The organism is Paenibacillus sp. 2TAB23 (genome assembly GCF_052115165.1).
In the GTDB taxonomy this organism is placed as follows: domain Bacteria; phylum Bacillota; class Bacilli; order Paenibacillales; family Paenibacillaceae; genus Pristimantibacillus.
Map to the genome: position 1 here is coordinate 67537 of NZ_JBFRGD010000028.1, position 15279 is coordinate 82815.

The following is a 15279-nucleotide window of genomic DNA, read 5'->3' on the forward strand; positions in this document are numbered from 1 at the left end:
TCATTGGATCATATCCTCCTCTTTGAATGACCGCGTACGGCGATAGTTGTAAATCGAGAATGTAGCGACGATGATGAAAATAATAATGCCGATGGCCGAGGCCATGTTGAATTGACTGTTGTTCAGCGTCAGTTTATACAGCCACGTCACGAGCAGGTCGGTGCTGCCGGCGAATTGATAATCACCTTTTACCGGATCCCCGTTCGTAAGCAGAAAAATAACGTTGAAGTTGTTAATGTTGCCAGCAAATTGCGTAATCAGAATCGGCGCTGTAGAGAACAGCACGAACGGAATCGTGATGATGCGGAACTTCTGAATACCGGTCGCTCCATCAACATCCGCCGCTTCATACAGGTCCTTCGGAATAGCGGTCAATACACCCAGAATGAGCACCATCGATACCGGTATGCCCACCCACATATTAACTAGAATAACCGTTACTTTTGCCCAGAAAGGATCTGTCAGCCAAGGCAGCTTGCCCATGCCGAAATAACCTAAGTATTGATTGATCGGACCAAATTGCCCGTTGAATAGATTTCGCATGACGAGCAAGGAAATCAGCTGCGGAATCGCATAAGGAATAATGAACAGCGTCCGCCACAGCTTTTTGAAGCGAATGCCCTTCTGCTCGATTAACAGGGCAACCAGCAGGCCGCCGAAATATGTCGTTACCGTTGCGATAACGGCCCATATAATCGTCCATGTAAACACGCCAATAAACGTATGGCTCCACGTCTTGAGTGTGAGCAAATTAGCAAACGTTTGGAAGCCTACCCAATCCACCAGCTTGGCCGGAGGAATATGATCAGGCGACGCGTAGTTGGTGAAAGCAAGCATAACCATGAAGATAATCGGCATGATCGTTAGAAACAACACGCCGAGCGCCGGCAAGGTCAGCATCAAATGCGGAAAATTACGGTCCGTCACGTAAGCCAACGTCTGCCGGAAGCTTGCTAGCAGTACGCCTTCATCTCTCTGCTTGCCATTCCGATAGGCATCGCGAATATTCATAATGTAGATGATGATAAAAAGTATAAATAGGAATAGCGTAATTAGACCGCTGATTAATAGAAAGATCGAGTGATCTCCCTCCACGCGCACACTTATTTTTCCGATTTTCTCGAGCCCTTGCGTTTTTTCGCCTAATGTTACGATACCCCATATGGCTCTTCCTAAATTCGGTATAAAATACATCAGCGCTGCCGCTTCGACAGCAAGCATGATCAAGCCTTTAATAAACTGGCGGTTATACAATTGGCCAAGACCCATTACGAGTAACGACAATATAGCCGCGGTGCTGCGATGACGCTTCATCCCGCCAAGCTCCCTTCCTTTCATATCACAAACAATTTAAACCGCCATACGCTTAAATAAGCCGCGGATTTCAGCACATCGGCTCACCCGCCGAGCATAGCTCGGCGGGTTGTGCCAGACATGATTTATTATTTGGCTGCTGTACCGTTATTCGCATCCTTGATTTGTTGAACCGCGTTATCAAGAGCTGCTTTCGCATCCTTGCCGGAATTCCACACATCGGAGAACGCCGCCGCTATTGGGCTCCATACGTTGCCCATTTCAGGAATCGAAGGCATAGGCGTCGATTGGTTGAACTGTGCAACAAAACCTTTTACGATGTCATTTCCTTGGACTGCTGCGTCATTTGTTGCTTCTGTGTTAGCTGGAATAGCGCCTGTCAATTCGAAATCCTTCAATTGAGCTGCCTTAGTGGAAGCGAAATTCGCGAACAAACGAGCCGCATTCGGATATTTCGAGAATTGATTCACATACCAAGCCTTTACGCCGGAGAACGAAGATGCCGGTTGGCCATTAATGCTCGGGATTGGTGCCACGCCGAAATCAATACCAGCGCTTTTGTAATCCGCAATCGTCCAAGGGCCGTTAATGTCCATGGCAAGCGTACCGCCTGTGAACATGCCTTTTTTGATGTCATACGTGATGTCGCCGGAGTTAAGCGGCAGGATGCTGTCTTTTAGCGAGCCATAGTATTTCAAGCCGCTGACTGCGCCTTCTGTATTCAAGCCGATGTCGTCTTTGTTTTGGCCATTCTCGCCATAAACATAGCCGCCAGTTGAGATGAACGGATAGTTGAAGTAGAAGTTTCCTACTTCCCACATCAGAGCAAATTTGTTATTTGGCACGTCATTGTAGGTTTTTGCGAACGCTACGATTTCGTCAAACGTTTTTGGCGCTTCTTTAATGAGTGCTTTGTTGTAGAACAAAGCATACGTTTCGATCGAACGCGGGTAGCCGTAAAGTGTACCGCCGTAAGAAACGGCGTTCACCGCGATTTCCGAGTTAGCCGTTTTGGCTTGCTCTTCATAGAAATCGTTCGGAAGAACAAGGCCTGCCGTTACCGCTCTGCCCAGGTTGTCATGCGGGAAAACAACGACGTCTGCGCCAAGCCCAGCCGGACCGTCCGTGGTAAGCTTCGTTACTTGGTCAGCTGCGCCAACCTCTTCGAATTTCACTTCAATGCCGTATTTTTCCGTAAATTCTTTTGAAATTGCTTCAACGAATGGACGCTCTTCTTTACTCTCCCATACGAGCAAGGATGCGCCTTCCTCAGGAGTTATTTCGTCAGACTCTGCTGCGCCTTCACTCTCATTACCTGCTGCGTTGTTTGTGTTAGCAGGTGCATTTGTAGCGTTAGCGGCATTTTCCGTTTTACCTCCGTTGTTCGATCCGCCGCATGCGGATACGATAAACAAGGAAACAATTAATGACATTACAAACCACTTTTTCATGCTGGGTGATCCCCCTCCATAATGTGTTCCATGCTTTTTTTGAATCGACGCCGTTCAAAAGGTTTTTCAGATTAGAATCGGCAGACTGTTTCTAGCACTCTTCATTTGGCACCTTCCGCAATAGTCCCATCCGGTTGGAATGACCTCTTATACGATTTGTGCAAACGTTTGTACAATCTGTCAAAAAAATAGCGTCGCAATTGGCATTTTCAGCGTTATTTGCGAAGCTAACCTGAGTAAACGACTTTGAAAGCGTTCTATTCGTGGATTCATCATACAACAAGCTCTATCATTTGTTAAAACGTTTGCACAGTTGATTATGCGGAACAAATACTGCGTTTTCTTCATTATTCTCCTCTTTTCTCTTTCTGATTCAGTTTTTTATGATTTGTGAAACGCTTTCTTTAGATATATATTTACTTTTAGGCAACAATTGCATTAGGATGTAGCATATATAGCATGCATGATTGCGCAATGGGGGAAGGTACTTACTATGGTAACCATTAAAGATATTGCAAAAGCCGCCGGAGTGTCTCCTTCTACCGTATCCAGGGTCGTCTCCAATCACCCTCGAATCAGTAAAGCAACCACCTTGAAGGTTAAACGGTTTATGGAAGAAATGGGCTATCATCCTAACGTGATGGCGAAGAGCCTTGTCTCAAAAACAACCCAGACGCTGGCCATCATGCTTCCTCGACCTGCCGAAGAGCTGTTCCAAGATTTTTTCTTCGGTGAATTGCTTCGCGGTATTTTGACACAATCAACAAGAGCTGGCTATGACATGCTTCTTACTGCTGCAACCTCGCCAAGCGACGAAACAGAAACGGTGTCTAGACTTGTATTCGGCCGCAGAGTTGATGGCGTTATTTTGTTGTCGTCACGAGTGAATGACCCGCTAATTGACCTCTTGAACAAACATAACTTCCCTACCGTATTAATTGGTCGAACGGAAGATCGCCCGAATATTTTATCTGTCGACAACGACAATGAGCTCGCAGCGTATGATGCAACCCAGCATCTTATTTTGCAAGGCCATGAAAGAATCGGATTCGTCAGCGGACCGCCTACGCTTACCGTGGCGCATGACCGGATGGAAGGTTATCGAAGAGCAATGCGCGAGGCAGGCCTCACTGTCCGATCCGAATGGATTGTCGAAGGCGAGTTTCTGCAACAGAGTGGCTATCGCGCGATGTCTTTCATGATGAGCTTGCCTGAGCGGCCAAGCGGCCTTGTCGTCATCGATGATGTTGTCGGCTTCGGCGTACTCCGCGGCTTGACGGAGCTTGGGTTCAAAGTTCCGGATGATTTGAGCATTGTAAGCTTCAATAACATTGCCCTATCCGAGCTAGCAACGCCTCCGATCAGCTCCATCGATATCGGAACCTACCAGCTTGGTTATACTGCCTCGCAAATGCTGATTCGTTTCATTCAGGAGGAAAGCGTACACCAGAACAGAATGATCATTCCCCATAGATTGATTGTTCGAGAGTCATCGATACAGAACATATCCAAAAGGAGCTGACCTCATGTCAGATAAAAAGCCATATTTAGTCGACGCGATCATCGGAAATTCTAAATTCCTCGCGTCCCTTGGCCGCACAGGCAAAATGTACCGCCTGTGGTGGCCAAACATCGATCTCCCCCAACATGTAGACGCGATTCGCACGGGGATCCAATATGAGCAAGAGAATATATCTTGGTTCGATGAAGAAGCTGATGGCTGGAAGCATCAAGCCGGATATGTGGATAAAACCAATATATTCCGCGTGACAGCAAGTTCCGTGCAGCAGCCGCTTCAGGTTGAAAGCTTTCATTTCGCCATTCCTGGCCAAGATGCAATCGTGCGGGAATATACTTTTACGAATACAAGCAATGAGCCGCTCTCCTTCTCGTTTGTCATGCATTCCTCTTTTCTCGTCAGCGAAAATCAGCTCTACAACACTACAAAGTTCGCAGCAGCTGACGATGCTTTGGTTCATTTTCGGCACAAGTATTATTTTGCGCTTTCTAGTGCAAACGTATGCACAAACTTCCAATCGGGGCTTTCATGGGAGTCAGCGCAAAGCGGCCAGTTGAATGGAAATGAGATTGACATGAAGCCTGACGGCGCATTAAAGTGGCAGTTTAGCTCACTTGCTGCAGGTGAATCACTAACGATCCCCGTATATATTACGGCAGGGCATGATGAACAGAGCGCTTTGCAGCAAATGCGCTTGGTGAAGGAGAAGGAAAGCGCTGAGTGGCTGGAGGAAACGACGAGTTACTGGCAGAATTTCCTGACCTCGGCAGTACCATGTCCTATTGCAGATGCGGACATATCCGATTTGTATGACCGCTCCCTGCTGATGTTCAAGCTTATGTCTGACGAGCAGACGGGAAGCATTATTGCAGCACCGGAATTTGATGAACAATTCGTCCGTTGCGGCGGATATTCGTTCTGTTGGGGCCGAGATGCCGCATTCATTACAACTGCGCTTGATAGAGCAGGCCTTGGCTACTTATCGGACAGCTTCTATGCATGGACGCTTACCGCACAGTCACCTGACGGCTCGTGGCAGCAGCGCCATTATCATGACGGGAGCCTAGCTCCATCATGGGGACTTCAGATCGACGAAGGCTCATCCATCATCTGGGGGATGTGGCAGCATTACATGGAAAAGCAAGATCGGCAATTTGCAGAGCAAGTTTGGCCGGCCGTCGAGAAAGGCGCTTCTTTCTTAATGAGCTATATCGATGCCGAGAGCGGTTTGCCAAAACCGAGCATCGACTTGTGGGAAGAACGCGAAGCCTCCCATACTTACTCCTCCGCTGCCGTTTATGGCGGCTTGACCGCTGCTGCAAGCTTTGCGCAGCTTATGGATGAAGCTGAGCTAGCAGCCGAATGGACCGTAGCTGCCGAGCGTATGGCATCAGCCATTAAAGAGCTATGCTGGAACGAGGACGTCGGTTCCTTCTATCGCGGAGTCGAGCTGACCGTGCATGCGAGCAAATATACGCAGACGATTGCTGATGGCGCAACGGGCTATATCGTGGAAGGCAATAAGGGCAACAAGAAGCATATTATCCATTACGATGCCATCATCGACGTCAGCCTGCTCGGCATCGCGGTTCCTTTTGAAGCTGTATCTGCTGATCACGAATATATGCGCCGGACAGCCGACGCAGTGGAAGCGGCTTTAACCGTACCTGGTGTTGGCGGCATTAAACGTTATGAGGATGACATTTATATCGGCGGCAATCCATGGATTCTCACGACGCTATGGCTGGCCCATTACCGCATTCAAACGGGAAGCCTCGAACAAGCCAAGCAGCTGCTCAAGTGGGCGATCAACCACCGTACGGAAATGGGACTGCTGCCCGAGCAAGTCGACAAAAACACCGGCGAAACAGCCTGGGTTGTGCCGCTCACATGGTCGCACGCGATGTTTATTCTAACTGTATTTATGCTTGCTGAAGCAGAAGCAAAAACAGTAGCGGTAAGAACAGCAGCAGTTGATCGGTAGAAGCTGAACAGCTGAAGCAAGAACAGCAGCAGTTGATCGGTAGAAGCTGAACTGCTGAAGCTGTTGATTCATGCTGCTAGTAACTAACCAGTATAATTACGTCCAAGGACCGTTGCTAAGCAGCGGTCCTTGTTTTGAAACCAACAGCTGTTTGCAACAAATGACCTGCATTATTGTATGCCGTGGGCTGCCTTCGCCGTGCTCTTCGCATCATAACCATCAGCTCACTCTTCACATCATAACCAACAGCTAATCGTAACAATTATCGACACATGCCAAGGACCACCTAAAAAGCGGCTCTCACTCTTAACCAAGAGCTGTTCGCAACGAATAGCCTCGCACGTTGAATGCCTAATACTGCCGAAGTATCAGTCCTCGTTCCCTAACCAATCAGCTGTTCGCAACCAATGGACCCGCTCGGTGAATGTCTATTACTGCCTCAGTAGCAGTCCTCGTTACCTAACCAACAGCTGCACGCATCCAATGGACACGCTCATTGAATGTAACTATTACTGCCTCAGTAGCAGCCCTCGTTCGTTCCCTAACAAACAGCTGTTCGCAACAATGGACCCGCTCATTGAATGTAACTATTACTGCCTCAGTAGCAGTCCTCGTTCCCTAACCAATAGCTGCCACAATCGATGGACCCGCTCGTTGAGTGTCAATTCTGCCTTAGTAGCAATCCTCGTTCCCTAACCATCAGCTGTTCGCAACAATGGACCCGCTCGTTGAATGTCTATTACTGCCTCAGTAGCAGCCCTCGTTCGTTCCCTAACCAACAGCTGCTCGCAACCAATGGCCCCGCTCATTGAATGTCTATTACTGCCTCAGTAGCAATCCTCGTTCCCTAACCAACAGCTGCCCACAACCGATGGACCCGCTCGTTGAATGTCTATTACTGCCTCAGTAGCAATCCTTGTTCCCTAACCAACAGCTGTTCGCAAACAATAACTGGTACAACTCGAAGCTGTGGGTTGTCTAGACAGCGGCTTTACCTTCATACCCCCAGCTATTCATACCAATAGAAAGGATAAGTTACCGGATGCTGTTCGTACGATGTAGAAAATACAACAGAAAGTGTTGCAGACAGCCTTATCAAGGATCTAGATTGCAGTTTATGCAACGTAAGCCAGCAATATAGACGATACTTAGCCTTTGAAGATCTATTCTATTGCAATAACTGCAACGTAGCTGGTAAATTGCCTCATAAATCCGGTTTCTATTGTAAAAACTACAATGTAGCCTTAGCTGAAGGTAATCATTTTATCCCTCATTCAGCAAACAATACATTCCTTTTCCAGCAAAGCAACCACTAACAATACATTCCATTTCCAGCAATCAACTTTATTCCCAGCGCTTTCTCCCTCTCCCCTAGCGTTACTGCCTTGAGCTTATTCTCCTGCCTATTTCAACATCATCTACACCTGCCATGTTTCACATCGCGCAAATGCGTGTAATAGTATTGACAAGTAGTTAGCTATTTGTAATAATTATAAATAAGGAATTGGTCTAAATCGAAATCATCAAATATAGTTCTCCTTATTTACTTCGTATTCACCACTTACTTATAGCGCAAACTACCATCAGAAAGGATGATCACTATGACAACAGCAACTACTGCTAAATCGACAACTGTACAACAGCATCTGAATCACCAAATCGCCAACTGGAGCCTGCTCTACATTAAGCTTCATAATTACCATTGGTATGTGAAGGGCTCCCAATTTTTCACTTTACACGTCAAATTCCAAGAGCTTTACGAGGAAGCTGCACTCCATGTCGATGAACTGGCGGAGCGTCTACTCGCCTTGAAAGGCAAGCCAATCGCAACGATGAAGGAGCATATGAAAACCTCCAGCATCGAGGAAGCCTCGAACAAAGAGGATGCTACCCAAATGGTCGATCAATTGATCGCCGATTTCACTACGATCATTGGCGAGCTGAAGGAAGGCATGCAAGCAGCACAAGAGGCCGAGGATGAGACTACGGCTGATATGCTGCTCGCGATTCATACAACCCTTGAAAAGCATGTATGGATGCTAAGCGCATTTAATAGCAAATAAGCGGCCATCATCGTAAAAAGAGGGTGTCCCATCAGCCAATTCGCTGCTGGGGCACCCTCTTTTGTATGCATCGTTATCTTTGTTTAAACCAACGTCACATTGCAGCTTCCAACATTCTTGTCCGCCCACAGCGCTTGCAGCTGATCACCTTCATGCAAAGCAGCCACGCCCGCAGGCGTTCCTGTGTAAATAATATCGCCTTCGCCCAGCCCATAATGCTCGCCGACATATTGTATCAGCTCAGCTACACTAAACAACATGTCCGCCGCTTTTCCGCGCTGCGCCTCTACACCATTGCGAAGCAGCACGAATTCCGTTTCGGCTAGCGCAGCCGCACCCGGGTAAGGAAGCCATTCGCCTAGCGGCGCCGATCCTTTGAACCCTTTGGCCGCCAGCCAAGGCTGGCCTTTCGCTTTCAGTTTGGACTGCACATCGCGCAGCGTCAAATCAAGGCCTAACGCTATACCGTCGATGCATTGCTCCGTATCCATTCCCGGCTCGTAAGCGCGGCCGATGCGAAGCACGATCTCTAGCTCAAAATGCACCTCGCCCACACTCCCAGGAAGCGTCACCGTATTGCCGTCCATCGGCACAACCGCATGCGTCGGCTTCGTGAACACAAGCGGCTCATCAGGCACCTCGTTACCAAGCTCCAAGGCGTGAAGCCGGTAGTTGCGGCCAATGCAGTATATATTTCGAATATCATTCGTACTCATGAAAAATTCCGCCTTCCACTTTGAAAATAACTCGTCTATTTCTGCGCTGCAATCTGCTCAGCCAATTCATTCAGCTCCGCCCAGCGGTCCATCAGCTTCTCCAGCTTTTCTTCCTGCTGCTGCTGTTTGGCAGCAAGCTCTTGCAGCTTAACAGAGTCACTGCTGGCTGCTTCCATTTGGGAGGCTATATCGTTAATTTCATTCTCGGCAGCCTCAATCCAGCCGTCGATTTGCTCGAAATCCTTCTGATCTTTGTAGGACATTTTGAGCGTTCGCGGCTTAGCCGCTTCTTTCTCAGATGCTGCAGTTACGCTTGATATTACCGGCTCCTGTGCTTTCACCGCTGGAGCAGATGAAGTGTTGTTCGCTGCAGCCCCATGCTTCGCAACATACTCCTGATAATCGGAATAATTGCCGGTATGATGCGCAATGACCCCATCACCTTCGAAGGCGACGATTTTATCCACTGTCCGATCCAGAAAGTAGCGGTCATGAGAAACAACAAATACGACTCCAGGGAAATCGTCCAAATAATCTTCCAATACCGTAAGTGTCGAAATATCAAGATCATTCGTCGGCTCATCCAGCAGCAGCACGTTTGGCGCGTTCATGAGCACGCGGAGCAGCTGCAAACGGCGTTTCTCGCCGCCCGAAAGCTTGGAGATCGGCGTCCACTGCATGGTCGGCGAGAACAAGAATCGCTCCAGCATCTGTCCAGCGGATATCGTCGAGCCGTCTGCCGTCTTCACCTGCTCGGCGCCTTCGCGAATATATTCAATGACGCGCAGCGTCTGATCCATTTCCTCATGCTCCTGCGAGAACCAGCCTAGCTTAACCGTTGTCCCCAGATCTACGGTTCCCTCATCCGGCGTTAAATGTCCAGCAATCAGCTTCATTAAGGTTGATTTGCCGCTCCCGTTGCGCCCGACAATGCCAACCCGATCCTCGGGTACCGCAATGTAACTGAAATCCCGGATCAGCGTTCGTTCGCCGAAACGCTTCGTCACCTCTTCCAGCTCGACGATTTTGCGGCCCAGTCTCGTAGAGGCGACCGAAACATCCATTTTACCGCCTGCTTGTTTAGGCGCATCAGCCTTCAAAGCTTCGAATCGGTCGATACGCGCTTTCTGCTTTGTCGTTCTTGCCTTAGCTCCCCTTCTTATCCAGGCAAGCTCGTTGCGGAGCAGGTTTTGGCGTTTCGACTCCGTCGCTGCCTCCCGCTCCTCTCGGTCAAGCTTCAACTCCAGAAAGCGGCTGTAATTGGCTTGATAGAAATGGGCTTGCCCTTTATCAAGCTCGATCACTCGGTTGCTGACACGATCAAGGAAATAGCGGTCATGCGTGATCATGAGCAATGCACCCCTGCGCTTCTGGAGCATTCCCTCCAGCCAGGCAACGGAATCATTATCAATATGGTTCGTAGGCTCATCAAGAATAAGCACATCGGAAGGAAGCAGAAGCGCAGCCGCCATGGCAACGCGCTTGCGCTGTCCGCCGGATAATGTTTCTACCTTGGCTTCAAAATCATAGATGCCCAGCTTCGACAAAGCCATCTTCGCATCGCTCTCAAGCTGCCAGGCATCGAACTCATCCATCAGCTGATTCGCTTTGATCAGCTGCTCCTGCAGCGCCGTACTGCTCGGATTCAGCTCGATAGCTTCCATTGCAGCCGCATACGCCTGCACGGCTCTAAGCTGCGGGGAATCGCCGCCTAGCACATGCTCAAGCGTCGTCTCATTAGGTGCGAACACTGGGTCCTGTGCCAGCATTCTGACCGTCACCCGGTTGCCGATGGACACTTTGCCAGAGTCAGCCTGCTCTAGGCCGGCTATAACCTTCAGAAAGGTAGATTTCCCTGTCCCGTTAACGCCAATAATGCCGACTTTGTCGCCATCCTCTACGCCGAACGTGACATTTTCGAACAACAGCTTCTCGCCGTAGCTCTTCGTTATATGTTCAACAGACAATAAATGCATGAGGCAAACCTACTTTTTCGCAAGAGTATAGCTGCAATTGCAACCATTCGTATCATACCACAAAAAGGATTAGTCTTCACTCGCAGCCTGCCACGAAAGCCTTTCCCGCTTCACTAAATCATGATCATCGTTTGTCCTCTTTATGCCGATATATAACCTATGAGGAAGGAGTGATTCCGCATGGTTAAGCCCTATCTATTTCTGTTTACCGGCACAAGCGGCTCCGGCCGTAAAACAGCAGCGCATAAGGCGCTACAAGGTTCCGGCATAGCGCATATCCCCTCCTGCACGGATCGACCGCCGCGCGACAAAGAGCGCCCCGACATGGATTATCGTTACGTCAGCAAAGAGCAATTCGACCAATTGGCAGCCGAAGGTTTTTTCACCGAATCGGTCCGAATCGACCGGCACCGCTATGGCATCGGCAAACGCTATCTCGATTTAGCCCTGCAAGCCGGCAATAGCGCCTATCTCATTTTAAACCGTGAAGGCTCTGACACGATTCGTAAGTTGTATGGTGACCGTGCCATTCGAATCTTCCTATATGTGGATAAGAAAACCGTTTCCGAGCGGCTGGAAAGCAAAGGCACGAGCTATGAAATCATCAACAGCTACCTCGACCACTATTCGGAAGAAGTGACTTATCGCAAATACTGCGAGCATATTATCGAGAATGTCACGATTGAAGAGACAGTCAAGCAAATCAAAGCGATTATCAACAGATATATGCATTAGAACTCACTAACTAACTTATTAACTAACTTATTGAATAACTTATTGAATAAATTATTAATTAGCTTATTAATTAACTTATTAATTAGCTTATTAACTAACACACTAACTAACAGTCTCATTGCACCTGTTTCCAATCAAAAAGGGCCGATTCCCGTCTATAAGACGAGAACCAGCCCTTTTTACTATCGATTAACGTTTGCCGATCATATTCTCCGGGCGGACAAACTCATCGAATTGCTCTGAAGTAAGCAAGCCGCTTGCGATGGCGGACTCTTTCAAAGTTAGTCCTTTTTTATGCGCGTTTTTGGCAATCGCAGCCGCGTTCTCGTAGCCAATATGCGGGTTAAGCGCGGTAACGAGCATGAGCGATTGGTCAAGGTTGCGCTTGATTACCGCTTCGTTAGGCTCAATTCCAATTGCGCAATTGTCATTGAAAGACACCATGCCGTCAGCTAGAAGCGCTACCGATTGCAGGAAGTTATAGATGATTACAGGCTTGAATACGTTAAGCTCGAAATTGCCTTGGCTTGCCGCCATCGAAATCGCAGTGTCATTGCCGATGACTTGGCATACCGCCATTGTCAAAGCTTCGCTTTGAGTCGGGTTAACTTTGCCCGGCATAATAGAGCTGCCCGGCTCGTTCTCTGGAATCGAGATTTCGCCAATGCCGCAGCGCGGTCCGCTTGCGAGCCATCTCACGTCATTCGCGATTTTCATCAAGTCCGCAGCCAGCGCTTTAACCGCACCATGCGTATAGACGATTTGGTCATGGCTTGTAAGCGAATGAAATTTGTTCTCCGCCGTTACGAATGTTTTTCCAGTAAGCGCCGTAACCTCCTCAGCTACCGCTACTGCGAAGTCAGGGTGAGCGTTAAGCCCCGTACCGACCGCAGTACCGCCAAGCGCCAGATCACGCATCGTTTCAACGCTTTGAACCAGCATCGCACGCGTTCTGTCCAGCATGGAATACCAGCCGCTAATTTCTTGGCCAAGTGTAATTGGTGTTGCATCCTGAAGATGCGTACGGCCGATTTTGACAAGATCGTTAAATTTCTCTGCTTTGGCGCGAAGCGTACCGTTAAGCAAATCAAGCGAAGGAAGCAAACGATCCTCAAGAGCGATTACGCCCGCGATATGCATAGCTGCTGGGAATGTATCGTTCGAGCTTTGCGAGCGGTTCACGTCATCATTCGGATGAATGCGCACTTCGCTTCCCCGCTCAGCAAGCAAGCCGTTAGCGCGATTAGCGATAACCTCGTTGACATTCATATTCGTTTGCGTGCCGCTCCCCGTCTGCCATACGACTAGCGGGAAATGCTCGTCCCATTTGCCTGCGACGATTTCGTCAACGGCCTCACCGATAATTGCCGATTTAGCCGCGTCCAATACGCCAAGCTTTTCGTTCGCTTGCGCCGCAGCTTTCTTAATAAAAGCCATCGCGTATACGACTTCTATCGGCATGCGCTCTCCGCTTATTTTGAAGTTTTGCAAGCTGCGCTGCGTTTGTGCGCCCCATAGCTTGTCTGCTGGAACCTGAATCTCGCCCATCGTGTCCTTCTCAATCCGATAATCCATTAATTGAACGACTCCTTTAATCAATTGTTTTATCTCACATGACCCTGTTTCTGTTATAACGCTAATCTGGCTCAGAATCAAGCAAACCAGCGTATTTAAGATAAGAAGAAATTGTGCACAGCTCCCTGGTTCCGAACTTTCTCCTGAAGTGCGAAAGCGTTTATAAACCCTTTCAACTCGCACTGCAGCCAACCGAACGCTAACAAAAAGAACGCCTCTCGGCGTCCATCATTTCCGCAAACTTTGCATTGCACAAGATTCGACGGCCTCTACTACCGAGACCATTACCATGTATACTTCGAATGCCTACAGAGCCTTCTGTACATCTGCTTCCGTAAGCAGCAGCGGCAGCTCCAGCGCAAAGCATGATCCGCTTTCGCTTGATTCTACCAGCCAGACACGTCCGTCAATCTGCTCAGCAAGCTTCTTGCAAATCGATAGTCCCAGTCCTGTGCCGCCATATTCTTCGGACCGGCTCGGCGCATGCAATTGGCTAAAAGGCTGAAACAGCTGATCCAGCTTTTTAGCATTGATCCCAATTCCCGTATCCTTGACCATAAGCAGCAGCCTTGGGCTATCCGCGCTTTCCGTTAGCGCTTCTGCCTTTATCGTTACGCTTCCGGAATCGGTGAACTTAATCGCATTGCTGAGCAAATTAATGATAATTTGATGCAGCTTGGTCACATCCACGCTTATAAGATCAGGTATCGTGGGATCTATGTCCATGTAAAGCTCGATTCCTTTATTAGAAGCATCGTGAAGGAGCAGGTCATGCACTTGCTTCACGCAGGCTTGCAGATTAATAGAATGATAGCTTGTTTCCTTATCCTCTGATTCCAACTTGGAATACGATAGGATGTCATTCAGAATAGCCATCAACGAATCTCCGCTTGCTTTCGCAATGTCCAAGAATTGGCGCTGCTCCAGCGACGGCTCAGTCGATTGAAGCAAATCTATCATACCGATAATACCGTTAAGCGGTGTACGTATCTCATGGCTCATAACAGCCAGCAGATTGGACTTCTCCTCTGCCAAGCTATAAATCGTCCGATGGGCATCCTTCAACGCGTTTGCCGCATCCTCCAATTCCAATACATTCGCAAAAAACGCGGCCAATGATGACATAAACGCTATTTCCTTCTCATCATAGGAGTAGAAGTTATGGTCAAATGCGCAAAGCGAGCCATAAACCTCGCCTTCCCGTTTCACGATCGGAACCCCCATGAAGGAGCATCCGCCGACTAGCTTTGTTGCATCCATCTCTCTCGTGAGAGGATGCGTAAGATTGTCTTCAATTACGAGCGGACCCTTGGACTTCTCGATAACTAAATGGCAGTAAGAATCCTCATTATCCACGACCAATCCTTCGTCCAAAATCATATGCCGACGGTTGTACGATCGGAGCACCGTAGTCGTAAGCCTGTCATTTATCGCAATGCAAAATGTATTAGCCGGTATCATCGCACTCGCCGTGCTCATGACTTGCGTTGCCGAATCATAAATATGGCGCGAGACGATCGTAAGCATGTCCTCGATCATTGTTGACCTCATACTACCCATCCCTATCATAAACATAATTATAGTCTTGAAGCACATACTTCAGGCTACTCTAAAGCATATACCTCTATGAAGGAGATGTCTAAACCTTTTCTTAAGTCGAATTGTAATATGAAGTGCGACAGCTAGAAGAACAAAGAAGCCCATGAGTGGATTCGTGTAAAATGGAAGTTACCACACAACCATCAATTACAGGAGAACCCAACATGAGCTACTCCCATCTTAACATAATTGAACGAGGRCAACTAGAAGCGCTGCATCGATTAGGCTGGTCATGCCGCAGGATTGGGCATGAGTTAGGTCGACATCCTTCTACTATTGCGCGGGAACTGGCGCGTAGCGGTGGTAAGAAGAATGGGACTTATGTGGCTAGCTCTGCCCAAGAAGCG

At 48.4% G+C, this 15279-nt stretch carries 11 protein-coding genes; 5 read left to right on the forward strand and 6 right to left on the reverse strand.

The window, feature by feature from the left end:
• Nucleotides 1-1314 (reverse strand): carbohydrate ABC transporter permease, encoded by a 1314-nt coding sequence (locus AB4Z29_RS28200; RefSeq protein WP_441946289.1) that lies wholly within the window; start codon nucleotides 1312-1314, stop codon nucleotides 1-3.
• A gap of 128 nt (nucleotides 1315-1442) precedes the next feature.
• Nucleotides 1443-2765: a sugar ABC transporter substrate-binding protein gene (locus AB4Z29_RS28205; RefSeq protein WP_441946290.1), complete on the reverse strand. Its 1323-nt coding sequence runs from the start codon at nucleotides 2763-2765 to the stop codon at nucleotides 1443-1445.
• A 493-nt stretch (nucleotides 2766-3258) separates the two neighbouring features.
• Between AB4Z29_RS28205 and AB4Z29_RS28210 the strand changes: the two genes are divergently transcribed.
• The 3 genes from AB4Z29_RS28210 to AB4Z29_RS28220 all read left to right on the forward strand — a co-directional run bounded on the left by AB4Z29_RS28210 (nucleotide 3259) and on the right by AB4Z29_RS28220 (nucleotide 8331).
• Nucleotides 3259-4287, forward strand: a complete 1029-nt coding sequence (locus AB4Z29_RS28210) for a LacI family DNA-binding transcriptional regulator (protein ID WP_441946291.1) — start codon at nucleotides 3259-3261, stop codon at nucleotides 4285-4287.
• 4 nt (nucleotides 4288-4291) lie between these two features.
• A complete protein-coding gene (locus AB4Z29_RS28215) occupies nucleotides 4292-6268 on the forward strand; it encodes a glycoside hydrolase family 15 protein (RefSeq protein ID WP_441946292.1) in 1977 nt (658 codons plus the stop codon).
• Between the two features lie 1601 nt (nucleotides 6269-7869).
• Nucleotides 7870-8331, forward strand: a complete 462-nt coding sequence (locus AB4Z29_RS28220) for a Dps family protein (protein WP_441946293.1) — start codon at nucleotides 7870-7872, stop codon at nucleotides 8329-8331.
• Nucleotides 8332-8414: 83 nt separating this feature from the next.
• Here AB4Z29_RS28220 and AB4Z29_RS28225 read toward each other — a convergent pair whose 3' ends face one another.
• Together AB4Z29_RS28225 and AB4Z29_RS28230 are read right to left on the reverse strand one after the other, a co-directional pair.
• Complete coding sequence (locus AB4Z29_RS28225; RefSeq protein WP_441946294.1) at nucleotides 8415-9047, reverse strand: fumarylacetoacetate hydrolase family protein; 633 nt, start codon at nucleotides 9045-9047, stop codon at nucleotides 8415-8417.
• Nucleotides 9048-9082: 35 nt separating this feature from the next.
• Complete coding sequence (locus AB4Z29_RS28230; RefSeq protein ID WP_441946295.1) at nucleotides 9083-11023, reverse strand: ABC-F family ATP-binding cassette domain-containing protein; 1941 nt, start codon at nucleotides 11021-11023, stop codon at nucleotides 9083-9085.
• A gap of 180 nt (nucleotides 11024-11203) precedes the next feature.
• Here AB4Z29_RS28230 and AB4Z29_RS28235 point away from each other — a divergent pair, with 180 nt between their 5' ends.
• Complete coding sequence (locus AB4Z29_RS28235) at nucleotides 11204-11758, forward strand: guanylate kinase (RefSeq protein ID WP_441946296.1); 555 nt, start codon at nucleotides 11204-11206, stop codon at nucleotides 11756-11758.
• Nucleotides 11759-11947: 189 nt separating this feature from the next.
• On the opposite strand, the gene fumC is transcribed toward AB4Z29_RS28235, so the two are convergent.
• On the reverse strand, nucleotides 11948-13333 hold the full coding sequence (fumC, locus tag AB4Z29_RS28240) for a class II fumarate hydratase (RefSeq protein WP_441946297.1): 1386 nt from the start codon (nucleotides 13331-13333) through the stop codon (nucleotides 11948-11950).
• A 306-nt stretch (nucleotides 13334-13639) separates the two neighbouring features.
• Nucleotides 13640-14884 carry an ATP-binding protein gene (locus tag AB4Z29_RS28245; RefSeq protein WP_441946298.1) on the reverse strand — a complete coding sequence of 415 codons (1245 nt, stop codon included), beginning with the start codon at nucleotides 14882-14884 and terminating at the stop codon, nucleotides 13640-13642.
• A gap of 212 nt (nucleotides 14885-15096) precedes the next feature.
• Between AB4Z29_RS28245 and AB4Z29_RS28250 the strand changes: the two genes are divergently transcribed.
• The coding region (locus AB4Z29_RS28250; RefSeq protein WP_441946299.1) for a helix-turn-helix domain-containing protein at nucleotides 15097-15279 on the forward strand (183 nt) is incomplete at its 3' end.